Below are 21,906 nucleotides of genomic sequence, written 5' to 3'. Positions count from 1 at the left end.
TCGCGCGGGCCGAGCAAAAGGCATCATCGCCTCGTAATCAGAGAGGTTTCAATGACTGCACAACACCGGGCCGTCGCCATCGTGCCCGCACGCGACATGGACGTCAGCGAAGCCTTCTATCGTCGTTTGGGCTTCGACGTGGTCAGCGACTACGGCGATTATCGCATTCTGGAGGATGGACGCGGCGGCCATCTGCACCTCAACGCCACACCCGGTTGGCCGGCCCGGATCGAGGACAACGCCCTGGGGCTCTACCTCTATGTCGAGGATGTCGACGCCGCCGCCGACCGCGTGCGCGAACTGATCATCGGCGCAGGCCCGGAAAACAAACCTTGGGGAATCTACGAGTTCGCCGTCAGCGACCCCAACGGCGCGCTGGTGCGTATCGGTCGCCCCGTGGATTGAAGCCTAGGCCGACCGCTGCTTCAGAGGAGCGGTCCCATCCGCCAGGCTCTCGGCCAGATAGACTTCGGCCTCCTGGGCCGGGAGCGCCGGCGCGTAACCGAAGCCCTGGCCGTAGTGGCATTGGGCGTCCAGCAGCAGGCGGGCCAGTTCGGCGTTCTCGACACCCTCGGCGACGACCTCCAGCGACAGGTCGCGGCCCAGGTTAACCACCGACTTGACGATCTTGGCCGAGCCTTCGTCCTTGTTCATCGTCAGCACGAAATAGCGGTCGATCTTCAGCGTATCGAACGGCAGGCGCGCCAGATAGGACAGGGACGAGAAGCCGGTGCCGAAGTCGTCCAGCGCCAGCGACGCCCCGACATCCTTCAGCGATTGCAGCACCTCGGCGGCGTGCGCGGTGTCGCGCATGATGTCGCCCTCGGTGACCTCCAGCTTCAGCGCGCCCTTGGGCAGGCCGGTTTCCTTGATGATGCGCGCCACGTCTTCGCACAGGTGCGGGCGTTCGATCTCGCCGACCGACAGGTTGACGCTGCAGAACATCTTGCCCGCCAGCGGATGGCGTTCGATCCATTCGGCCAGTTGCCGCGCCGACTGGGTCATCATCAGCAGGCCCAGGTCGTTCATCATCCCCAGATCGGCGGTCAGGCCCAGGAACTCGTCCGGCGGCACCAGGCCACGGCGCGGGTGACGCCAGCGCGCCAGGGCCTCGAAGCCCGCCACCGCCCCGGTGTTCAGGTTCACGATGGGCTGGAAGAAGGGCACGATCTCGCCGCGCACGAAGGCGTTCCTGAGGTCCGCCTCCAGCGCCAGACGGCTGAGGCTGTCGCTCTCCAGCGCCCGGCCATAGGCGGCCGATCCGCCGCGCCCGGCGCCCTTGGCCGATTCCACCGCCAGCTCGACCCGGCGCAACAGTTCGGCGGCGTCGGGCGCATCCGGCCCGCCCTCCACCATCACCGCCCCGATGGAGACGGTCGGATAGATGTCGAAGCCCGCCACCCGCAGCGGCTGCTCCAGCGCGTCACGCACGCGATAGCTGGTGTGCGAGGCGGTCTTGGGCACGATGATGGCGAACTCGTCCTCGCCGATCCGCGCCGCCGAGGCGTCCTTGTTGAAGGCGGCGGCCAGGCGCGAGCCCAGAGCCGACAGCACTAGGTCGGTCCGCTCATGCCCCAGCGCCTCGTTCAGGCGCCGCAGACGGTCCACGTCGCCGACCACGATCTCGTATTCGCCCGGCTGGGTCAGAACCTCGCCCACGCGCGCAATGAAGGCGCGACGGTCCAGCAGGCCTGTCAGAGTATCGCGATCCGATCCGGCGAACTTGGTCTCCAGCGCCACGACGCCGGCGGCGCGCAGTCCGTCCTCCAGCCAGACACCGCGCCAAAGGCAGGTCTCGGACCCGCGCATCCGCAGGCGCACGGCGACCTCGGCCCCCTCGTCCTGCGGTTTCAGCATGCGTTCGGCCAGGCTGCGATCCTGGGGCAGGGCCAGGGCGACGAAGCCGGCGGCCGTGCATTCCGGGGCCAGCGGCCCCAGGCCCAGCGACCGCGTCGCGCCGGTGAAGCGCAGCTCGTCCGTCGCCGGCGTCCAGACCCACAGGGCCGTGTCGGCGGCCGCCAACGCCTCGATGGCGGTCGTGGCGTCCCAGGCCAGCGATCGGGATCGTGGTGTCACGCGTCTCGCCCTTCCAGACGGCCCCCGGCCGTCAACGCTCGTCCTCGACCAGGCCGAACAGCAGATGATCTGCCCACTCGCCGTTAATTTTCAAATAAGCGCGAGCCCGACCTTCGTTGCGAAAGCCCGATTTCTCCAGAACCCGGCGCGAACCGTGGTTGCTCGGCAGGCAGGCCGCCTCCAGCCGGTGCAGTTTCAGCTTCTCGAACGCATAGCCGACCACCGCCTGCACCGCCGCCGTCGCCACGCCCTGACCGGAATGGGGCTGACCGACCCAGTAGCCCAGCGTCCCCGTCTCTGCGACGCCGCGCCGCACGTTCGACAGGGTCACCGCCCCCGCCAGGGTCTTGCCGCCGTCCACCAGCACGAAGAAGGGCCAGGCATGGCCCAGCTCCATCTCGCGCGCATAGATGGACAGCCGGCGCCGGAACGCCGGCTTGGTCAGGTCGTCGTCGGGCCAGGCCGGCTCCCACGGTTGCAGATAGTCGCGTGATCCGTCACGCAGCGTGGACCAGGCGGCATAGTCGCCCGCGCGCGGCGGCCGCAGCAGCACGCCGTCGCCCCGGACCACCGGCCCGGCCACATCGCTCATCCAGTCCAACAGGGCCATGACGCCTCATACAACAGGACGACTGTGGCCTGAACTCACGGTTCCGCCAAGACTGTCGCCGTCAGCTTCAACGCCAGTTCGCGGCCCAGACCGTCGGGCGCACCCAGCATCGGCGTCAATATTTCACCGATCAGCCCCTCGGCGAACGCCATATAGGCCGCCGTCATGACCAGCGACCGCGCCCGTTCGGCCGCCCGGGGATCGTCGGGCGCCATGGCCGCCAGCCGGTCGGCCAAGTCCCGCACCACCCCGCCGAAGCTTTCCGCCCGCCCCTGTTCGCGTGCCAGGGCCAGCCAGGCCGCCATCTGCGACGCCCCGCCCTTGCCGAAGGCGTCGAAGACGACGGTCATCAACCGATCCGGCTCCACGCCCTCGCGCCCTTCGCCCGACCCTTCGTTCAGGCCCACCTCGATCCGCTCGGCCAGATCGCGCACCATCGCGTCCATCAGCGCGCCCTGAAGCCCGGCCGCCGAGCCGAAATGGTGGATCAGATTGGCGTGGCCCACGCCCATCCGCTCGCCCACGGCCTTCAGCGTCACCGCCGCCGGGCCGCCGGACAGCAGCAGGTCGCGCGCCGCTTCCAGCGCCTCTTCGCGCGCCACCGCCCCGCGTCGCCGCTTCACTGGACCATTAGTTGACATTGATGTCAGTTAACTCCATCTTGCGCTTGAAATCGAGGAGCAGACCCATGGCGAAATCCGCCACCCCCGCCGACCTCCAGATCAAGCCGCGGGACCTGCATATCGACCGCGAGGCCCCGACGCCACGCTGGTGGCTGAACGGCGACCCGTTCGGCACGGCAGTGATGAACGCTCTCAGTCTGACCTTTCCCGACGGCGAGCGGTTCTTCATCCAGTCGGTCAAGCGGTTCGCCAAGGATACGCCCGCGAACCTGGCCGCCGACATCCGCGCCTTCACCGTTCAGGAAGGCGCCCATACGCGCGAACACATCGCCTTCAACGCCATCACCGCCCGCGCCGGCTACGAGACCGCCGAGATCGAGGCCTATGTCACGGCCCGCCTCGACCTCGCCCGCGCCCGCCCGGCCATCGCCCAGCTGGCCGCCACCATGGCGCTGGAGCATTTCACCGCCGCCTTCGCCCATCGGCTTCTGGCCGACCCGGACCTGCTGAAGGGCTCGCCCCACGACCTGGCCCGCCTGTGGCGCTGGCACTCCATCGAGGAGATCGAGCACAAGGGCGTGGCCTATGACGTCTTCCTGCACGCCACCCGCGACCTCAGCCCGCTGAAGCGCTGGCGGTTGCGACGCTGGGCCATGTTCCTGACGACCCTGCTGTTCACCCGAACGGTGCGCGAGACGACCCTGATGCTGCTGAAACAGGACGGCATCGTCGGCTGGAAGGCGCGCTTTGGCCTGTTCCGCTGGCTGTGGCTGAAGCCGGGCCTCTATCGCCGCATGATCGGGGACTATGTCGCCTTCTACAAACCCGACTTCCACCCGTGGCAGGTGGACGACCGCGACCTGATCGCCGACGCCGAGGCGGGCCTGGCCCAGCCCGCCTGATCCTTTGATCCGATCTCGCGACGGAGTTTACGCACCGACTGCGTTACACTCTGCGGGGACGGACGAGGAGAAGGCCATGGCTTCATCACCGACCGACGCCGCCATCGCCCTGACCCGCCTGGGTCTCGGCGCCAGGCCTGGCGAGATCGAACGCGTCGCCGCAGATCCGCGCGGCTGGGCCACGGCTCAGATCCGGCCCCAGGGCGCGCCACAGCCGTCCGGCCAGTTTGCCGACACCGCCGAACGCGTCGCCCAGTATGTCGACTATCAAAGCGACGCCGGTCAGGTTCGCCGCGACCGGCGCCCGCCCACGTCCATGGCGTCAGACACGGCGCAGACCGCGTCCGCCGCCGATCCCCAGGCCGTCGCCCGGCGCGAGGCCCGTCAGGCCGCGCGTCGCGACATCACCCAGGACACAGCCCAGGAGTTTCTGGCCCGCGCCCAACTGGGCGCGACCACAGATGACGGGTTCGCCGAGCGGTGGACGCTGTTCTGGGCCAACGCCGTCACCGTCTCGGCCGTCAAGTTCGCCAGCGGCGCCTTCGTCGGCCAGTACGAGCGCGAGGCCATCCGCCCCCACGTCTTCGGCCGGTTCGAGGATCTGGTCCTGGCCGCCGAACAGCATCCCGCCATGCTTCTGTACCTGGACCAGGCCCGCTCGGTCGGTCCCGACAGCATGGCCGGCGCGCGCCGCAACGCCGGGCTGAACGAGAACCTGGCCCGCGAGATGATGGAGTTGCACACCGTCGGCGCGGACGGCGGCTATACCCAAGGCGACGTGACCGAACTGGCCCGCGCCCTGACCGGCTGGTCGATCCCTACTGCGCGTGACCAAGGCCAGACCGCCAACCCTTCTCCCAACAGGCCCCGTCGGGCCCGAGCGATGGCGAACCAGATCGAGCCCGGCCCCGACGGCTTCGTCTTCCGCGCCAATGTCCATGAACCGGGTCCGCGCACGGTGATGGGCAAGACCTATCCGGCGTCAGGCCTGGCCCAGGGTCAGGCCATCCTGCGCGACCTGGCCCGACATCCGGCGACCGCCAAGCGGCTATCGCACCGCCTCGCCGCCCATTTCGTCGCCGACGACCCGCCACCGGCCCTGGTCGCTCGGCTGGAAGACGCCTGGACCCGATCCGGCGGCGACCTGGCCCAGGTCGCCCGCGCCCTGGTCGAGGCGCCCGAGACCTGGACGCCACAGCCCGCCAAGATCAAGACGCCGTATGAGTTCGTCGTCTCCACCCACCGCGCCCTGGGAACCCGGCCCCAGCGGATCCAGCCCCTGCGTCAGGCCCTGCTGGACATGGGCCAGCCGCCGTTCGCGGCCCCCTCGCCCGAGGGCTGGCCCGACGCCGCCGCCGACTGGGCCGGTCCCGACGCTTTGGTCAAACGGCTGAACTGGTCGCGCACCGCCGCCGACGCGGCCCAGGCGGCCGACCCCAGCGCCCTCGCCGTCGCCGCCCTCGGTGCGCGCCTCAGCGAGCGCACGCGCCTCGCCGTCGCCCGCGCCGAAAGCCGGCCCGAGGCCCTCACCCTTCTCTTCATGTCGCCGGAGTTCCAACGCCGATGACCGCCCTCAATATGAACCGCCGCCGTCTGCTGGCCGCCGCCTCGGCCGGGGTCGGCCTGGCCTTCGCCGGACGGGTCGCCGCCCAGACCAACGGCCCGGCCAACAAGCTGGTCGTCGTCATTGCGCGCGGCGCCATGGACGGCCTGTCCGTCACCGTCCCCTATGGCGACCCCAACTACGTTCCGCTACGTGGCGGCCTGGCCATCGCCGCCCCTGGCGAGGCGAACGGCGCCCTGGCGCTGGGCGAAGGTTTCGGCCTGCATCCGGCGCTGGCCGGCCTGCACGACCTGTATGGCCTGGGCCAGATGCGGTTCGCGCCCGCCGTCGCCCTGCCCGTCCGCATCCGCTCCCATTTCGATGCCCAGGACGTGTTGGAGAACGGCGGCGAGGGTCTGCGTCAACAGACCGACGGCTGGCTGAACCGCGCCATCGTCGCGGCCGGCGGCACGTCGCTGAAGGGCCTGTCGATCGGCGCCCAGACGCCGCTGATCCTGCGCGGCGACGCCCCGGTCTCCAGCTGGGCGCCGGGCGGACAGGTGCGCGGCGGCGACCGCATCGCCTCCCTGCTGCAGGATCTCTATGTCGAGGATCCGATGCTGGGCCAGAACCTGGCGCGCGGCCTGGCGACCGAACAGCTGGTCAGCATAGACGGCGGCGACCAACGCCTGCGCCGCAACGACGTTCAGGGCCTGGGCCAGGCCGTCGCCCGGCTGATGACCGGACCCGAGGGCGCCGACATCGTCGCCGTCTCGCTGGACGGCTGGGATACCCACGCAGGCCAGAAGGCGCAGCTTCAGACACGGCTGACCGGCCTGGATCAACTGGTCACGGGCCTGAAGGACGGGCTGGGCGAGACCTGGTCGCGAACCGCTGTCGTCGTTGCCACCGAGTTCGGCCGCACCGCCCGCGCCAACGGCACGCAAGGCACAGACCACGGCACCGGCTCGTCGCTGTTGCTGGCGGGCGGGGCGATCAAGCGCGGCGGCCCCATCGGCGACTGGCCGACCCTGGCCGACAACCGTCTGTTCGAGAATCGCGATCTGGCCCCGACCCTGGACATCCGTTCGGTGTTCAAGGGCGTGCTGCGCGATCATATGGGCCTGGACCGCGCCGCCCTGGACGCCCGCGTCTTCCCCGCCAGCGCCGCCGAGGCGCCGGCGATGGACGGCCTGGTCTAGAGCCTGATCGGCTGAGGTGGAATCGCTTCGCGATTCCGCTGATGCCGTGAATCAGGCTCCAGATTGATGCTGGAGCGAAATCTGAGCTGAGTTGGACTGCGTCCAACTCAACCGATTTCGCTCCAGCCGCCACGCTTGCTTTTCGCGGCGCAACGCCGCATCAGGACGCCATCACCTTGGACCCGGCCCTGTTCGCAGGCGACGGGTGGCTATCCCCGCCGCCGATCCGCTGGGAAACCGAACCGCCTTGAAACCGAACCATCGGGCGCGGCTCATCCAGATGAAATCCTGAAATGTCCATCATCGCCTCCGCGCGCCAGCAATGGCTCGCCAATCCTCGCCGCGACCTGCTGGCGGGGACCGTCGTGGCCCTGGCCCTGATCCCGGAAGCCATCGCCTTTTCCATCATCGCCGGCGTCGATCCCGCCGTCGGACTCTACGCCAGCGTCGTCATCGCCGTGACCATCGCCTTCGTCGGCGGGCGTCCGGCCATGATCTCGGCCGCCACCGGGGCCATGGCCCTGCTGATGGTCACGCTCGTGCGCGACCATGGCCTCGAATATCTGTTCGCCGCCTCCATCCTGTGCGGCGTGTTCCAGATCGTCATCGGCCTGCTGAAGCTGGGCCGCTACATCAAGTTCGTCAGCCGCAGCGTCATGACCGGCTTCGTCAACTCCTTGGCGATCCTGATCTTCCTGGCCCAGATGCCCGAGCTGATCGGCAGGGGCTGGATCACCTACGCCCTGGTCGCGGCGGCTCTGGTGGTCATCTACGGCTTTCCCCGCATCACAAAGGCCGTGCCCTCGCCCCTGGTCGCCATCGTCGCCATCAGCGCGGTGGTGATCGTGATGAAGCTGGACGTGCGCACCGTCGGCGACATGGGCCAGATGCCCACGACCCTGCCGATGTTCCACCTGCCCGCCGTCCCCCTGACGTGGGAGACACTGGCGATCATCGCCCCGATCTCGGCGACCCTGGCCTTCGTGGGTTTGCTGGAAAGCCTGCTGACCGCCAATCTGATCGACGACATCACCGACACCCCATCCGACAAGGACCGCGAGACACGCGGCCAGGGCATCGCCAACATCCTGTCGCCCCTGTTCGGCGGCATGGCCGGCTGCGCCATGATCGGCCAGTCGATGATCAATGTGGGGTCCGGCGCGCGCGGGCGGCTGTCCACCCTGTGGGCCGGTCTGTTCCTGCTGTTCCTGATGCTGGTGCTTCAGGACTGGGTCGCGCAGATCCCCATGGCGGCCCTGGTCGCGGTCATGATCATGGTCTCGGTCGGGACGTTCGACTGGTCCTCGTTGCGGAACCTGCGCAGCCTGCCCTTCCAGTCTTCGGTGGTCATGATCGCCACCACCGTCACGGTCGTTTTGACCCACGACCTGTCAAAGGGCGTGATCCTGGGCGTGCTGCTGTCGGCGGTCTTCTTCATGCGCAAGGTCGGCAAGACGATCACGGTCACCGAGATCGAGACGCCCGAAGACGGCGTGCTGCGCTACCGCGTCTCAGGCCAGCTCTTCTTCGCCTCGGCCGACCTGTTCGCCGCCAGCTTCGAGCACCATGGCCATCCCACACGCGTCGAGATCGATCTCAGCGACGCCCATCTGTGGGACCTGACCGGCGTCGCGGCCGTTGACAAGGTCGTCTTCCGCTATCGCCGCCAGGGCGCGCAGGTCGAGGTGGTGGGCATGAACGACGCCGCCCGCACCCTGGTCGCGCGGGTGGGGCGGTTCGAGAAGATGCATCTGCCGGACGGGGCCGGCGCGCATTGAGGGGGCGTCAGGCGGCGTCGGAGGTCTGTTCGGCCTCGGCGTTGGCGGCGTCCGGCTTGGGCATCTTGCAGATGCGGTTCAGATCGGCGCGGATCGAACTGCCCTGGAAATGCGAGATCTCGGCGCCGGAATAACCCTCGCCGGACAAGGCCTTGACGACGTCGCCGGTGTTCAGACAGTCGGGCGAACGGGCGAGCTGATAAGCGCGCTCCACGACGTGAGTGCGGTTCATGATGGGAGCCTTTCGTGCCCCTTAACAACGCCCGCCAAGCTAAACCGTTCCGGCCGTTGAATTTCCTTCACATCGCCCGCGCTTGCATCCGTCACAAATATCTGCGCACATAGGCTTCGTCGATCTCTCTGCGTAACGCCCACTCTCTCTGCGAACGCACGAGTCAAGGCCGCTCCCATTCAGACCCGACAGGCCGCAGGGGCGTTCCCTCGGTCAACTTCTAACGGAGGTCTCAAAATGGCTACCGGCACTGTTAAATGGTTCAACCCCACCAAGGGTTACGGCTTCATCCAACCCGACGACGGCGGCAAGGACGTCTTCGTCCACATCTCGGCCGTCGAAGGCGCTGGCCTGCGCGGCCTGGATGAAAACCAGAAGGTTTCCTACGAGCTGGAACGCGACAAGCGTTCGGGCAAGGAATCGGCTGGCCAGCTGCAAACCATCGGCTGATTTCAGCTTCACGGCTGATATGGCGACGGCGGCTCCTCACGGAGCCGCCGTTTTCAATTCCGGGTCTAGGCGGCCTTTAGCTCGGGCTCGTCTGCGAACGACTGGTCGGCAGGCTCCGTGGTGCAATCCACAGCCCAAATCTCCTTGGGATCGACCGTCGCGGCTGGGCGGGCTGCATCTCTTCGTTTCATATGGGCGCCCAGACCTACGAGCAACGACGAAAGAAAGCCGCCGAGGTCTAGAACCTGATGGTCGAAGTGATCTTCATCTTGATAGAGAGGCACATGGGTTCGAGTCCAATAACGCTGTTCCCCATATCAGCGTTCGACAGAGTATTTCGTTCCATTTTACTTATCGGGATCGAAATTCGAACCTTTAATGGTTGTGGCTTTTAGCGCCCATTTACGCGACATCGACGACACCATTGTATTGTTACGATTGCCGCGCCGATGATTGATTTCCGGCCTCGAAGAAATACTTCCCGACGAAGGCCGACTTCCATCCCCGCTCACGACGATCGTCAGGGCAGCAGTCTGGATTGCGAAACCCGACTTCATTGACGTTGCAGACCTATACGTGCGGGCCGCTTTCGGCCTTCTGCTCGCCGACCATTTCGAACAGGAGTTCGGTCAGATCCGTCATTGAGGGCGTTCTATCGTCGATGATCGCAACCAACCTGACCTGCCCGTGAGGCGTGAAGCGCGGCGCGATCATGGCCCAGTCGGCAAAGCGCCGATGCTGGATCGGCACGCGATCCACGATCACCATGTCGCAGTGACGCGTATCCATCGCGAGCTTCAGCACCAAAACGTCCAGCGACCCGTGCGACCCTTCCAGAACCTGGGCGAAGCGGGATGATGTGAACGCCAGGGCTCCGGTGATGTTGTTGGCCCAATTGTTTCGAACCGACTGTTCGACGATGTCGGAGACGCCGATCAGCGCCTCCGCAGGCCCTGTCGAGCGGCTGACGTAAGCCAAGCGTTCCAATCCCATTGGCTTTCGCCCCCCGATGCAGGGACGTGGTCACCTTCCACCGAGAGAGTCGAGTCGGCGCTCAGGCCGACCTCAGCCCTTGGTCTTGTCGATCCACGCCGCGAACGCGTCCGTGAAGCTCTTCAGGAACGCCCTCGTATCGTCCTTCTTCAGCTTGCCGTCGTCGTCCAGCAGGTCGGCGACGTTGCCGATATAGGCTTCCGGCTGTTGCATTGTGGGCATGTTCAGGAAGACCAGGGGCTGGCGCAGGTGGTGGTTGGCGCCGAAGGCTCCGATAGCGCCGGGCGAGATGCTGACGATGGCGGCGGGCTTGCCCTGCCAGATGCTGTGGCCATAGGGGCGCGAGCCGACGTCCAGGGCGTTCTTCAGCGCGCCGGGGATGGAGCGATTGTATTCCGGCGTCACGAACAGCACGGCCTGCGTCGTATCGACCTCCTCTCGGAACCGGACCCAAGGGGCCGGCGGCGCGTCCGTCTCCAGATCGGGATTGTAGAGCGGCAGGTCGCCGATCTCGATCAGTTCCAGTTCCAGACCGGGCGCGGCGATGGCCTTCATCTCCAGGCCGATGGCGCGGGAATAGGATCCCTCACGCAGGCTGCCGACGATCAGGGCGACGCGGGCGGTCATGGAAAGTCTCCGGGCTGGACGGGTTCAAGCGCCAGTATAACCGATCTCGGTGGTCGGATGTTCCGCCCACCCGCCAACCCGTCACCCTCGGGCTCGTCCCGAGCGCCCACGGCGAGGCCGGTCGCTGATCTCAAACCCGTCGCAGCAACGGCGGGCCGTGTCTGATGAAAGGTAGGCCCTCGGGACGAGCCCGAGGGTGACGGGAGTGGAGGGCTTACCCCCCGAACAGCGCCGTCGCGAACGCCTCGCCCGCCGGTCCGGCCGATTTCGGCCCCAGCACGGCGCTGGCCGCCTGGCCCGAGGCCAGCAACCGCCCGCCGACCGCCCGCACGTCCTCGACCGTCTGGGCTTCCAGCTGTTCGGTCATCGACAGGCTGGAGCGCGGCGCGCCGAAGATCAGGGTCTGGGCGGCGTTGCGGCCTGCCCGGCTCATCGGGTTTTCGTCCGACATCCACAGACCGGCCTTCATTACCGCCTTGGCCCGCGACAGTTCCTTTTCGGTCGGGCCGGTCTCGGCCATGGCCCGCACCTCGGCCGCCGCCACCTCGGCCAGTTCCTTCGCCCGGTCCGCCGCCGCCCCGGCGTAGATGCCCAGCACGCCCGTATCCTCGTACGGCTCCTGATAGGCGTCGATGGCGTAGGCCAGACCCCGCTCCTCGCGCGCGCTCTGGAACAGGCGCGAGGCCATGCCCCCGCCCAGAATCTCGCCGAACAGCCGCATGGCCGACAGGGCCGGGTCGGTCGCCGACAGGGCCGGCAGTTGGAACACCAGATTGGCCTGTTCGATCTTGCGCGTCAGTTTCGCATGGCCGCCGACGAAGGCGGCCGGCGCGGGCGCATCGACCGGGGTCGCCACCGCATCGCCGAACCAGCGCTCTGCTAATGCCAGCAACTCGGTCTCGTTCACCGCGCCAGACACCGACACCACCATCCGGTCAGGCGAATAGAGCCGCGCGCGCCAGGCCTCGACGCTGGCCTTATCCGCCGGCTTCAGACTGTTGATCGAGCCCAGGATCGGCCGGCCCAGCGGCTGGCCGGTGAAGGCGCGGGTCTGGACCATTTCGAAAACATGGTCGTCGGGCGTGTCGAAGGCCTCGGCGATCTCCTGCGCCACCACGTCCTTCTCGCGCTCGATCTCGGCGGGGTCCAGCGTGGGGCGGAACACCAGGTCCGACAGCACCTGCATCGCCAGCGGCAGCGAACCGTCCAGCCCCCGCACCTCGAAACTGGTCCGCTCGTATCCGGTCGAGGCGTTGATCGTGCCGCCCTCGGCCTCGATCCGCTCGACGATCTCGCGCGCGGCCATGTCGCCGGCGCCCTTGAACACCAGATGCTCCAAGAGGTGCGACCAGCCGGATCGATCCTCCGCCTCCCACCGCGCCCCGCCCTTGACGGTGACGACGACGGCCAGGGTCTTGAGCCCCGGCATGGGGTCGCAGATGACGCGGACGCCGTTCGACAGGGTGTGGAGCGTAGCGGTCAGGGGGTGTCTTTCTTCATTCGGCGTCGAAGCAGGGCCACATAGAAGCCCGCCAGCGCGATCGCCAGTCCGAACCACGTTAGGGCGTATCCGAAATGATTGTTGGAAAAGGCCGCCGGCGGCGCGGACGGCCTCAGCGCCGGGAACTCGGGATTGACGGCGGTGACCGCGAACACAGCCTCGGGCCGCACCGGCCCCGTGACGTTCAGCGCCCTGGCCATGGCGGCCGTGTCGCGGGCGTAGAAGCGGCCGTCCCTCGGCGCAGGGCTCATGGCGCCCGGCTTGTCGAAGGTGCGGAACTCCCCGACCATCACCAGCAGCAGGGTGGTCTCCACCACGCGCGGCCGCGCGGTCACCCCGTCGCCGACGAAGCCCCGGTCGATCAGCAGGCTGAAATCGGCCCCCGCCGGCTTGCACGCCGAGATCAGCCGAACCCCGGCCTCGCCGTCATGGATGGACTGAAGCTCGATGAAGGGCGCGCTGGCCAGGCCCGGACAGACCATCAAGGCCTTGCGGAACTCCAGATCGCCCTCGCCCAGAACCTGGTCCAGCGGCGCAGGCGGTTTCGCCGCCGCTGCATCGGCCGCCGCGATCAGGCCCTCTTTCCACTTCAGCCGCTCGACCTGCCACACGCCCAGGCCGATCAGCAGGATCAGGGCCAGGACCGTCAGCACGGTCAGTATCCAGGGAAAACGTCTCATAAATCCTCCTCCGTGGAGCGCAGCGGAACGGGGGAGGGGGACCGCGAAGCGGTGGAGGGGGCGGAACCTCGCACCGAGTCTGGGGTCGCCCCCTCCACCACGCCAGGCGTGGTCCCCCTCCCCCGCTCCGCAGGGGAGGATCCATCCACCTGATTCCGGTATTGCAGGCCGATCATTAGCCCCCGCCCCGGCCGCATCAAGGCCAGCGACAGGGCCACGACCAGTGGCAGCCAGACGATCAGATGCACCCACATCGGCGGATGGTATTTGATCTCGACGAACAGGGCCGAGAACCCGACGATAAAGCCGGCGATCTGCATGATGAAGCTGGCCGGGCCGTCACCCGTCTGGATGGTCGTGTAATCCAGGCCGCAGACCGCGCAGGCGGGCGCCACCTTCAGAAAGCCCGCGAACAGCGCGCCCTGCCCGCACCGGGGACAGCGCCCCCGCATCGCCGCGCGAACCGGAGTGTCGCAAACGACGACGGCGCGGGACGATCCCTCGTCCCGCGCCGCCTCAAGGTCTTCAGGACCGTCTTGGATCAACCGAAGACGACATAGACGAAGGCGAACAGGAACAGCCAGACCACGTCCACGAAGTGCCAGTACCAGGCCGCCGCCTCGAAACCGAAATGCTTCTGCGGAGTGAAGTCGCCGGCCAGCAGGCGGATCAGGCAGACCGCCAGGAAGATGGTGCCGATCAGGACGTGGAAGCCGTGGAAGCCCGTCGCCATGAAGAAGATCGAGCCGTACAGACCCGAGTTGATCGCTTCTTCGTTGAAGAACAGCTTCTCGTGCAGGATGTGTTGATACTCATAGGCCTGGACGCAGGTGAAGATCACGCCCAGCGCCACGGTGATGCCCAGGGCGATCTTGGCGCCCTTGCGGTCGCCGACCTGGATCGCGTGGTGCGCCCAGGTGACGGTGCAGCCGCTGAGCAGCAGGGTCACGGTGTTCAACAGCGGCAGCTGCCAGGGGCTCAGCACCTCGACGCCCTTGGGCGGCCAGGTCGACCAAGCCTTGGCGGTGTCGGCCCAGGTGCCGACTTCCGGCGTCAGGGCGCGGGATTCATGGAACAGCGCCATATCGAAGAACATCCAGAAGAAGGCGACGAAGAACATCACCTCCGACGCGATGAACAGGATCATGCCGTAGCGCAGGCCGATGGACACGACCGGCGTGTGATCGCCCGCCTTGGATTCCTTGATCACGTCCGCCCACCAGCCGAAGGCTGAGATCAGCACGCCGGCCAGACCGGCGAAGAAGACGCCCGGCTTGCCCTCGGCCAGGAAGTTGGCGGCGATCGGGCCGCCATCGGCCGGGGCCAGACCCTTCATCCAGATCACCGCGCCGATGAACATGATGGTCGCAGCGGCGGACGACAGCAGCGGCCAGGGGCTGGGCGGCACCAGATGGTAGTCGTGCTGCGGAGTGGCGTGGGCGTCAGCCATGTATCGCGTCTCTTCGTCGGCCAGAGTCGGTTGTTATAGCGGCTATAGCGTCCCCGTTTGCCCGACGCCAGAGCCGCGCCGCCTTTCGGCCTTGTTCAAGGCTGGGACACGCCGACATCTTTTCTCGTCACCCTCGGGCTTGTCCCGAGGGCCCACGCTGGATGCGTCTCCTATCTCACGGATGTTGCACAAACCGGAGCTCACGACTGGCTTCGAGTCAGACCCGCCGTAGGCTCTCGGGACAAGCCCGAGAGTGACGGTGACTTTGTACTCAGGCATGGGATGTCTTCAACGCCGCGAACGCCTTGGCGGAAAAGGCCGACAGCGGCTGGGGCAGGTCCGCCAGGTCGAACCAGCCGATGTCCGACAGCTTGTCTGGCTCGGTCAGCGTCGCCTCGCCGGTGAAGTCGCGCGTGACATAGATCAGCGACACCCAGTGCTGGCCGTCGGCGGGAATGATCTCTTCGGCCAGGCACAGGAAATCGACGGCGCCGATCTTCAGCCCGCTCTCTTCCTCGGCCTCGCGGCGGGCGGCGTCGATGGATCGTTCCATCAGGTCGACCTTGCCGCCGACGATGTTCCAGAACCCGGCCTCGGGCGCCTTCAACCGCTTGCACAGCAGCACCCTCCCATCGGCGCGCTGGATCACCAGGCCGCAGCCGACGCCGGGAAAATCGACGCCGGGCCTTGCTAGAATGGGCTTGCTCAAGCTTTCGGCGCGTCCGGGGACGGATAGAAGGTGTAGCTCAGGGTGATGTCGCGCACGCCCTTGGCCTCGCGATCCGCCGCCATTTCGGGGGCGATGAAATACTGCATCGGGAACTGGCGCGTCTCGCCGGGCGCCAGCGTCTGGTCGGTGAAGCAGAAGCATTGCAGCTTCAGGAAATACTGACCCGTCTGTTCCGGCTCGACATTGTAGCTGGCCCGCACGAACAGCGGCTTGTCCGAGGTGTTGGTCACGTCGAAATAGGCTAGGCCCGTCTCGCCGATCCGCACGCGCTGCGTCGACTGTTCGGCCTTGAAGGTCATGGGCAGGCCGCGGACATTGGTGTCGAACCGCACCAGCACCGTCTCGTCCAGAACCGTGTCCGAGGCCTTGTCCGCCTTCATCGTCGTGCCGCCGAAGCCGGTGACCTGGCAGAACATCCGATAAAGCGGCACCGCTGCGAACGCCGCCCCCGTCATCCCCATCACGCCCAGGACGCAGGCGATGGCGATCAGATTCTTGCGGTTCGCATTCATTTCGTCGTGGTCCCCGTCGCCGCCTCCAGCAGCGCCCGCTCGGTCGCCTGGTTCTGCTGCAGCCGCAGGACGGTGGTGGTGAAGACCAGCACGATGAAGGCGACCAGCGCCGTCGCGATCCAGACGTTGCGGCGCTTGCGCGCGCGAAGTTCCTCAGGCGTCAGACGCATGGTTTTACGCTCCCAGACCGGACAAGGCCTCGACCAGAAGGGCCGAGAACAGGGCCATCAGATAGAGGATGGAAAAGGCGAACAGGTCTCGCGCCGGTTTGGCCTGGGCGCGCACATCATACAATGCGGCCTCGCGTCCCACGGCCTCGGCCTTGTCGGGCTCGTCGCCCGCACGCGACCGATAAAGACGCAGCGCCAGACCCAGGAAGCCCAGGCCGCCTGCAACCGACACCACCAGATAGATCAGGCCGCCCAGGCCCACGAAGGCCGGGGCGATAGCGACCGGCACGAACACCAGGGTGTAGAGCAGGATCTGCAACCGCGTGGACTTCGCCCCGCGCGCCACCGGCATCATCGGAATGCCCGCCTTGGCGTAGTCGCCGGCCGAATAGAGCGCCAGCGCCCAGCTGTGCGGCGGGGTCCACAGGAAGATGATGGCGAACAACAGCCAGGCCTGCCACGGCGCATGGCCCGTCGCCGCCGCCCAGCCGATCACCGGCGGAAAGGCGCCCGCCGCGCCGCCGATGACGATGTTCTGGGGCGTCCGACGCTTCAGCAGCAGGGTGTAGAAGCCGGCGTAATAGACGATGGTCATGCCCAGAAGGCCCGCCGCCAGCCAGTTCGCATTCATGCCCAGCAGCATGACCGAGAACAGGCTCAGAATGACGCCGAACGCCATCGCGTCGTTCTTGCGCACCCGCCCCGCCGCCACCGGCCGGCCGCGCGTGCGCCGCATCAGGGCGTCGGTCTCGCCTTCCAGCGCCATGTTCAGCGCGCCGGCCGCGCCCGCGCCCACGGCGATGCACAGGACGGCGATGGCCGCCACCAGCGGATTGATCGATCCCGGCGCCACCACCAGGCCCGTCGCGGCGGTGAACACCACCAGCGACATCACGCGCGGCTTCAACAGCTGGAAGAAGTCCTCCGGCTGCGCGGTCGAGATGGCTGGTGTGTTGAGGTCAGTCGGGGTCACGATGGTCATCTTCTACACCGTCACCCTCGGGCTTGTCCCTAGGGTCCACGTCTCCGCGATACGAAAGGGCCTCGAACATTCCGCCCGAGGCCCTTCGCAGTCTTTTGAGTCCGCTTCCGCCGTAGGCCCTCGGGACAGGCCCGAGGGTGACGGAAGGGATTTAGTGTTCTTCTTCCTTGATCACAGGCAGTTCGTTGAACTGGTGCGTCGGCGGCGGCGAGGACAGGGTCCACTCCAGGGTCGTGGCGCCTTCGCCCCACGGGTTGGCGACGCCCGGACGACGACGGATCGCCGCCTCGGCCAGCATGATCAGGAAGACCAGCACGCCGAACGCCGTGATCGCATAGCCGACCGACGAGACGTGGTTCCACAGGGTGAAGGCCTCGGGATAGTCGATGTAGCGACGCGGCATCCCCTGCAGACCCAGGAAATGCTGCGGGAAGAACACCAGGTTCACGCCCACGAACATGATCCAGAAGTGGGTCGCGCCCAGGAACTCGTTGTACTTCACGCCGAACATCTTCTCGAACCAGTAGTAGAAGCCCGCGAAGATCGCGAAGACGGCGCCCAGCGACAGCACGTAGTGGAAGTGGGCCACCACGTAATAGGTGTCGTGCAGGCTGTAATCGATGCCGGCGTTGGACAGGACCACGCCGGTCACGCCGCCGACGGTGAACAGGAAGATGAAGCCCATCGCCCACAGCATGGGCGTCTTGAAGCTGATGGACCCGCCCCACATGGTGGCGATCCAGCTGAAGATCTTCACGCCCGTCGGCACCGCGATGATCATGGTGGCGGCGATGAAATAGGCGCGCAGATTGATGCTCATGCCGACCGTGTACATGTGGTGCGCCCACACGATGAAGCCGACGAAGCCGATGGCCACCATGGCGTAGGCCATGGCCAGATAGCCGAATACGGGCTTGCGGCTGAAGGTCGAGACGATGTGGCTGATGATGCCGAAGCCCGGCAGGATCAGGATGTACACTTCCGGGTGGCCGAAGAACCAGAACAGGTGCTGGTACATGACCGGATCGCCGCCGCCGGCGGGATCGAAGAAGTGGGTGCCGAAGTTGCGGTCCGTCAGCAGCATGGTGATGGCGCCGGCCAGGACGGGCAGGCTCAGCAGCAGCAGGAAGGCGGTGATCAGCACCGACCAGGCGAACAGCGGCATCCGGTGGATCGTCATGCCCGGCGCGCGCATGTTCAGGATGGTGGTGATGAAGTTGATCGCGCCCAGGATCGAGCTGGCGCCCGCGACGTGCAGGGCGAAGATCGCCAGGTCGAAGGCCGGCCCGACGTGGCCCGTGGTCGACAGCGGAGGATAGGCCGTCCAGCCCCCGCCGAAGCCCTTGCCTGGCCCACCGTCGACGAACATCGACAGGATCAACAGGCACCAGGCGGCGACCAGCAGCCAGAACGAGATGTTGTTCATGCGCGGGAAGGCCATGTCCGGCGCGCCGATCATGATCGGCACGAACCAGTTGCCGAAGCCGCCGATCATGGCGGGCATGACCATGAAGAAGATCATGATCAGGGCGTGGGCCGTGACCACGGCGTTGTAGCCGTGCTTGGACTGCTCGACGAGACCCAGCAGCTGGATCGACGAGCCTTCCTTGAAGATCTGGATGCCCGGCTCGGCCAGTTCCCAGCGGATCAGGCCCGACAGGGCGCCGCCCACGATGCCCGCCATGATGGCGAACATCAGGTACAGGGTGCCGATGTCCTTGTGGTTGGTGGACAGGAACCAGCGGGTGAAGAAGCCCACCTTGTGGTCGTCGTGATGATGGTCGGGGGCGTGACCGAGGTCGGTCGCGTCGCGGGTTACGGTAGCGTCAGCCATGTGTCTGTTCGCCTCTTACTGGGCGGCCGGCGCGGCGGGCGCCGCGGCGGGAACGGGTTGGGAGGCAGGTGCGGTTGCGCCGGCCTCCGGGGTCGCGGCGGCTTCGCCGGCGGCGGGCGTCTCGGCGGTCGCAGCCGCCGGAGCGGCGGCGGCCGGCGCGGGCTCGGCGACCTTGGGGGTCATCGATCCGCCCTTGGAGGCGATCCACTGTTCGAACTGGGCCTGGGTCACGACCCGGATTTCCAGCGGCATGAAGGCGTGATCGACGCCGCACAGTTCCGAGCACTGGCCATAGAAGACGCCGGTGCGCTCGGCCTTGAACCAGGTGGTGTTGATCCGGCCGGGAACGGCGTCGGTCTTCAGGCCGAACGCCGGCAGGGCGACGGCGTGGATGACGTCGGAGGCGGTGATGACCAGTTGGACGGTCTTGCCGACCGGCACGACCATCGGCTCGGTCGCGGCCAGGCGATAGGGCACGCCCTTGGCCTTGGCTTCCTCTTCCGGCAGCATGTTGGAGATGTATTCGGCGACGCCCTGGTCCGGGTACTCATAGGCCCAGTTCCACTGGTTGCCGGTCACCTTCACCGTCAGGTCGGGCGACGGCATATTGTGATAGGCGAACAACAGGCGGAACGAGAACAGGGAGATGAAGACCAGGATCACCACCGGCAGCACGGTCCAGACGATTTCGACCGCAGTGTTGTGACTCCAGCGCGCAGGCGTCGGATTGGACTTCTTGTTGTAGCGGATCACGATCCAGGCCAGCAGGCCCAGCACCAGCAGGGTGATGGCCGTGATGATCGGCATCAGGATGATGTCGTGGAACCAGATGGCGTCGTGCTTCAGCGGCGCAGCGGCCGCCTGAAGACCGATGCCGTTCGGCGTCGGCTGGCCCATCAGATCCTGCGCCCACGTCGGCGTCGCAGCGAACACCGCCAGTCCGGCGCCCAGGACGATCGAAGACGCGCAAGCCGCAGCGCCCTTCAACGTCCCCCGGGCTCGCTTGCCCATCCCCATATGAGACTTCCCCATAAAACCGTTATGCAGCAGACACTTGCGAATGGTTCGCAAGAAATCACACTGGCGCGATTCCCACGCCCGGCGATCTCGGTCACCTATCGGATCGCTTTCGGCTTGCCAAGCGATCAACGCCATTGACGCCCCGAAGCGGCCGCGAACCTGCCTCGATTAAATCGCTGTCATGTTTCGCCAGCTACCTTGCGTCACAAGATACCTTGCCGTAATCAATCGTCATCAACGGGAGAACAGAGGTGCCTGAAACCATCGAGATCCAGCTGAAGAAGGGAGTGCTCGGACTGTGCGTCCTGGCGCTTCTGAACCGGGCGGACAGCTACGCCTACGAGATCGCCAGCCGCCTGTCGGACGCGATCGATATGGGGGAAGGTACCATCTACCCCCTGATGCGCCGCATGCAGTCGGACGGACAGGTGGAGACCTATCTGGTCGAATCCTCCGCCGGGCCTTCGCGCAAATACTACCGACTGACCGAAGCGGGCCGGGGGGCCCTCGCCGCCCAGACCGCCGAATGGTCCGCCTTCACCAAGGCCGTCGACGCCATTGTGGCGAACGACGCCGATCAGGGAGCCGCACAATGACGCGCGCCGAGTTCATCGATCGTCTGAAAGAAGGCCTCGTCGGCCTGCCGACCGCGACCGCCAACGACATCATCGCCGACTATCAGACCCATTTCGACGACGGCATCGCCGCCGGCCGGACCGAGGCCGAGGTCGCCACCGCCCTGGGCGATCCGATCCGCCTGGCCCGCGAGCTGAAGGCCGAGGCCGGCATCCAGCGCTGGCATCAGGAGAAGAACCCCTCCGCCGCCGCCGCCGCCGTCTTCGCGGTCCTGGGCCTGGGGGCGCTCGACATCCTGATCCTGTTGCCCCTGCTGATGGGCGTGGTCGGGACCGTGTTCGGCTTCTTCATCGCCGCCATCGCCCTGTTCATCTGCGGCGGCGTGATCATGGTCGCAGGACCCTTCGCCGGCTTCCCCGGCGGACCGTTCGCGGCGATCCTGATGGGTCTGGGCCTGATGGCCGGGGCCGTCTTCATCGGCGCCCTCTTGGCCATCTTCACCATCTGGCTGGTCAACGGCGTCGTCTGGTTCGCCCGCCTGCACTATCGCCTGCTGAAGCCGGCGCTGGAGTCCTCGCCCAATCCTTCAACATCTGGCCAATCCACCTCGACCTCGGGAGTTTCGGCATGATCCGCACATTGTTCGTCATCGCCGGCGCCGCCCTGGTGCTGTGCCTGGTCACCGTCGGCGGCGCCCTCGCCATCGGCGGCCACGACCTCCAGCGCCACGGCTGGGCCTGGACCTTCAAGGACGACAACGGCGAAAGCGTCCGCTTCGAGCGGGTCAAGGGCGGCGGGACCGACGACCTTGGCCCCCTCACCACCCGCACCATACCCTGGACCGGCGGCGAGAGCCTGACCGTCGATTCCAGCATCGATGTCGAATACATCCAGGGCGATGCGAACACCGTCGTCATCACCGGACCCAAGGGTCTGACCGACCGGGTCCGCCTGGTCGACGGCCGCTTCGATCTGGGCGACGGCGACGAGCGGGTCGTGTTCGGCTGGGACAAGGGCAACTTCTCCGCCCGCTCCGAGCGCGACGAGCTGAAGGTCGTTGTCACCGCGCCCAAGGTGAACCGGTTCACCGCCAACGGTTCCGGCGATCTTCAGATCACCGGCTATGATCAGCCGTCGCTGGCGGTGGACATCTCCGGCTCGGCCGAGGTCACGGCCTCGGGTCGCACCGACGATCTGAAGGTGGACATCGCCGGCTCGGGCGATGCTTCGTTCGGCGACCTGACGACCCGCGACGCCTCGGTGGACATCGCCGGCTCCGGCGACGCCCGCATCGCCCCGTCGGGCCAAGTCAAGGTCGTCATCGCCGGCTCCGGCGACGTCGCCCTGGCCACCCGCGCCGCCAATGTGAACAGCACCGTCACCGGCTCGGGCGAGGTGTATCAGGACTGATCGAC

Annotated in this window: 25 protein-coding genes and 1 other annotated feature; of the genes, 9 read left to right on the top strand and 16 right to left on the bottom strand. The window is 66.9% G+C overall.

Translation table 11 applies throughout. The features are described 5' to 3' along the window. The first annotated feature begins 51 nt into the window (after window positions 1-51). Window positions 52-405, top strand: a complete 354-nt coding sequence (locus AC3ISA_RS09830; RefSeq protein ID WP_489177743.1) for a VOC family protein — start codon at window positions 52-54, stop codon at window positions 403-405. A 3-nt stretch (window positions 406-408) separates the two neighbouring features. Here the strand turns inward: AC3ISA_RS09830 and AC3ISA_RS09825 are convergent, their stop codons facing one another. From AC3ISA_RS09825 to AC3ISA_RS09815, 3 genes are read right to left on the bottom strand one after another with little or no spacing between them, the layout of a single operon-like run. Beyond that, window positions 409-2,076, bottom strand: a complete 1,668-nt coding sequence (locus tag AC3ISA_RS09825; protein ID WP_489177742.1) for a putative bifunctional diguanylate cyclase/phosphodiesterase — start codon at window positions 2,074-2,076, stop codon at window positions 409-411. A 31-nt stretch (window positions 2,077-2,107) separates the two neighbouring features. Continuing rightward, entirely contained in the window at window positions 2,108-2,686 is a 579-nt protein-coding gene (locus AC3ISA_RS09820; RefSeq protein WP_489177741.1) for a GNAT family N-acetyltransferase, read from the bottom strand. A gap of 35 nt (window positions 2,687-2,721) precedes the next feature. Then, window positions 2,722-3,309: a TetR/AcrR family transcriptional regulator gene (locus AC3ISA_RS09815; protein WP_489177740.1), complete on the bottom strand. Its 588-nt coding sequence runs from the start codon at window positions 3,307-3,309 to the stop codon at window positions 2,722-2,724. A 65-nt stretch (window positions 3,310-3,374) separates the two neighbouring features. Between AC3ISA_RS09815 and AC3ISA_RS09810 the strand changes: the two genes are divergently transcribed. The 4 genes from AC3ISA_RS09810 (at window position 3,375) to AC3ISA_RS09795 (ending at window position 8,734) form a co-directional block, all read left to right on the top strand. Further along, on the top strand, window positions 3,375-4,211 hold the full coding sequence (locus AC3ISA_RS09810; protein ID WP_489177739.1) for a metal-dependent hydrolase: 837 nt from the start codon (window positions 3,375-3,377) through the stop codon (window positions 4,209-4,211). Between the two features lie 76 nt (window positions 4,212-4,287). Beyond that, on the top strand, window positions 4,288-5,778 hold the full coding sequence (locus AC3ISA_RS09805; protein WP_489177738.1) for a DUF1800 domain-containing protein: 1,491 nt from the start codon (window positions 4,288-4,290) through the stop codon (window positions 5,776-5,778). Beyond that, the gene (locus tag AC3ISA_RS09800; protein ID WP_489177737.1) at window positions 5,775-6,956 is read left to right on the top strand and encodes a DUF1501 domain-containing protein; all 1,182 of its coding nucleotides are present in this window, start codon (window positions 5,775-5,777) and stop codon (window positions 6,954-6,956) included. The genes AC3ISA_RS09805 and AC3ISA_RS09800 overlap by 4 nt, the downstream gene beginning before the upstream one ends. Before the next feature lie 175 nt (window positions 6,957-7,131). Beyond that, window positions 7,132-7,195: a sequence feature (sul1 is cis-regulatory element that is thought to sense ions involved in sulfur or methionine metabolism; They are found in Alphaproteobacteria), on the top strand. A gap of 54 nt (window positions 7,196-7,249) precedes the next feature. Then, window positions 7,250-8,734, top strand: a complete 1,485-nt coding sequence (locus AC3ISA_RS09795) for a SulP family inorganic anion transporter (protein ID WP_489177736.1) — start codon at window positions 7,250-7,252, stop codon at window positions 8,732-8,734. A gap of 7 nt (window positions 8,735-8,741) precedes the next feature. Here the strand turns inward: AC3ISA_RS09795 and AC3ISA_RS09790 are convergent, their stop codons facing one another. Beyond that, window positions 8,742-8,966, bottom strand: a complete 225-nt coding sequence (locus AC3ISA_RS09790; RefSeq protein ID WP_425985958.1) for a hypothetical protein — start codon at window positions 8,964-8,966, stop codon at window positions 8,742-8,744. A gap of 237 nt (window positions 8,967-9,203) precedes the next feature. Here AC3ISA_RS09790 and AC3ISA_RS09785 point away from each other — a divergent pair, with 237 nt between their 5' ends. Continuing rightward, the gene (locus AC3ISA_RS09785) at window positions 9,204-9,416 is read left to right on the top strand and encodes a cold-shock protein (RefSeq protein WP_008260410.1); all 213 of its coding nucleotides are present in this window, start codon (window positions 9,204-9,206) and stop codon (window positions 9,414-9,416) included. A gap of 570 nt (window positions 9,417-9,986) precedes the next feature. Here AC3ISA_RS09785 and AC3ISA_RS09780 read toward each other — a convergent pair. From AC3ISA_RS09780 to coxB, 12 genes are all read right to left on the bottom strand, one after another. Beyond that, window positions 9,987-10,403 (bottom strand): BLUF domain-containing protein, encoded by a 417-nt coding sequence (locus AC3ISA_RS09780; protein WP_489177735.1) that lies wholly within the window; start codon window positions 10,401-10,403, stop codon window positions 9,987-9,989. A 78-nt stretch (window positions 10,404-10,481) separates the two neighbouring features. Beyond that, a complete protein-coding gene (locus tag AC3ISA_RS09775) occupies window positions 10,482-11,036 on the bottom strand; it encodes an NADPH-dependent FMN reductase (RefSeq protein WP_489177734.1) in 555 nt (184 codons plus the stop codon). 214 nt (window positions 11,037-11,250) lie between these two features. Continuing rightward, window positions 11,251-12,465, bottom strand: coding sequence for a M16 family metallopeptidase (locus tag AC3ISA_RS09770; protein WP_489177733.1), 1,215 nt, complete (start codon window positions 12,463-12,465; stop codon window positions 11,251-11,253). 50 nt (window positions 12,466-12,515) lie between these two features. Next, window positions 12,516-13,217 (bottom strand): SURF1 family protein, encoded by a 702-nt coding sequence (locus AC3ISA_RS09765; RefSeq protein WP_489177732.1) that lies wholly within the window; start codon window positions 13,215-13,217, stop codon window positions 12,516-12,518. Beyond that, window positions 13,214-13,669 carry a DUF983 domain-containing protein gene (locus AC3ISA_RS09760; RefSeq protein ID WP_489180090.1) on the bottom strand — a complete coding sequence of 152 codons (456 nt, stop codon included), beginning with the start codon at window positions 13,667-13,669 and terminating at the stop codon, window positions 13,214-13,216. Before AC3ISA_RS09760 ends, AC3ISA_RS09765 begins: the two co-directional genes overlap by 4 nt. Before the next feature lie 89 nt (window positions 13,670-13,758). Then, window positions 13,759-14,667 carry a cytochrome c oxidase subunit 3 gene (locus tag AC3ISA_RS09755; RefSeq protein ID WP_372692608.1) on the bottom strand — a complete coding sequence of 303 codons (909 nt, stop codon included), beginning with the start codon at window positions 14,665-14,667 and terminating at the stop codon, window positions 13,759-13,761. 271 nt (window positions 14,668-14,938) lie between these two features. Then, window positions 14,939-15,376, bottom strand: coding sequence for an NUDIX domain-containing protein (locus AC3ISA_RS09750; RefSeq protein ID WP_489177731.1), 438 nt, complete (start codon window positions 15,374-15,376; stop codon window positions 14,939-14,941). After that, complete coding sequence (locus tag AC3ISA_RS09745) at window positions 15,373-15,909, bottom strand: cytochrome c oxidase assembly protein (protein ID WP_372692610.1); 537 nt, start codon at window positions 15,907-15,909, stop codon at window positions 15,373-15,375. The genes AC3ISA_RS09750 and AC3ISA_RS09745 overlap by 4 nt, the downstream gene beginning before the upstream one ends. After that, window positions 15,906-16,079, bottom strand: coding sequence for a hypothetical protein (locus AC3ISA_RS09740; RefSeq protein WP_372692611.1), 174 nt, complete (start codon window positions 16,077-16,079; stop codon window positions 15,906-15,908). Before AC3ISA_RS09740 ends, AC3ISA_RS09745 begins: the two co-directional genes overlap by 4 nt. A gap of 4 nt (window positions 16,080-16,083) precedes the next feature. Beyond that, window positions 16,084-17,061, bottom strand: a complete 978-nt coding sequence (gene cyoE / locus AC3ISA_RS09735) for a heme o synthase (RefSeq protein ID WP_489177730.1) — start codon at window positions 17,059-17,061, stop codon at window positions 16,084-16,086. A 151-nt stretch (window positions 17,062-17,212) separates the two neighbouring features. Beyond that, entirely contained in the window at window positions 17,213-18,895 is a 1,683-nt protein-coding gene (gene ctaD / locus AC3ISA_RS09730; RefSeq protein ID WP_489177729.1) for a cytochrome c oxidase subunit I, read from the bottom strand. 15 nt (window positions 18,896-18,910) lie between these two features. Further along, entirely contained in the window at window positions 18,911-19,912 is a 1,002-nt protein-coding gene (gene coxB, locus AC3ISA_RS09725) for a cytochrome c oxidase subunit II (RefSeq protein ID WP_489180089.1), read from the bottom strand. Between the two features lie 254 nt (window positions 19,913-20,166). Here coxB and AC3ISA_RS09720 point away from each other — a divergent pair, with 254 nt between their 5' ends. From AC3ISA_RS09720 to AC3ISA_RS09710, 3 genes are read left to right on the top strand one after another with little or no spacing between them, the layout of a single operon-like run. Continuing rightward, a complete protein-coding gene (locus AC3ISA_RS09720) occupies window positions 20,167-20,511 on the top strand; it encodes a PadR family transcriptional regulator (RefSeq protein ID WP_159846234.1) in 345 nt (114 codons plus the stop codon). Beyond that, window positions 20,508-21,122, top strand: a complete 615-nt coding sequence (locus AC3ISA_RS09715) for a DUF1700 domain-containing protein (protein WP_372692616.1) — start codon at window positions 20,508-20,510, stop codon at window positions 21,120-21,122. The genes AC3ISA_RS09720 and AC3ISA_RS09715 overlap by 4 nt, the downstream gene beginning before the upstream one ends. Beyond that, window positions 21,119-21,901 (top strand): GIN domain-containing protein, encoded by a 783-nt coding sequence (locus AC3ISA_RS09710; protein ID WP_489177728.1) that lies wholly within the window; start codon window positions 21,119-21,121, stop codon window positions 21,899-21,901. Before AC3ISA_RS09715 ends, AC3ISA_RS09710 begins: the two co-directional genes overlap by 4 nt. The last annotated feature ends 5 nt before the right edge of the window (window positions 21,902-21,906 follow it).

This window comes from Brevundimonas sp. KH_058, assembly GCF_057838505.1.
This window is presented reverse-complemented; position numbering and strand designations above follow the sequence as displayed.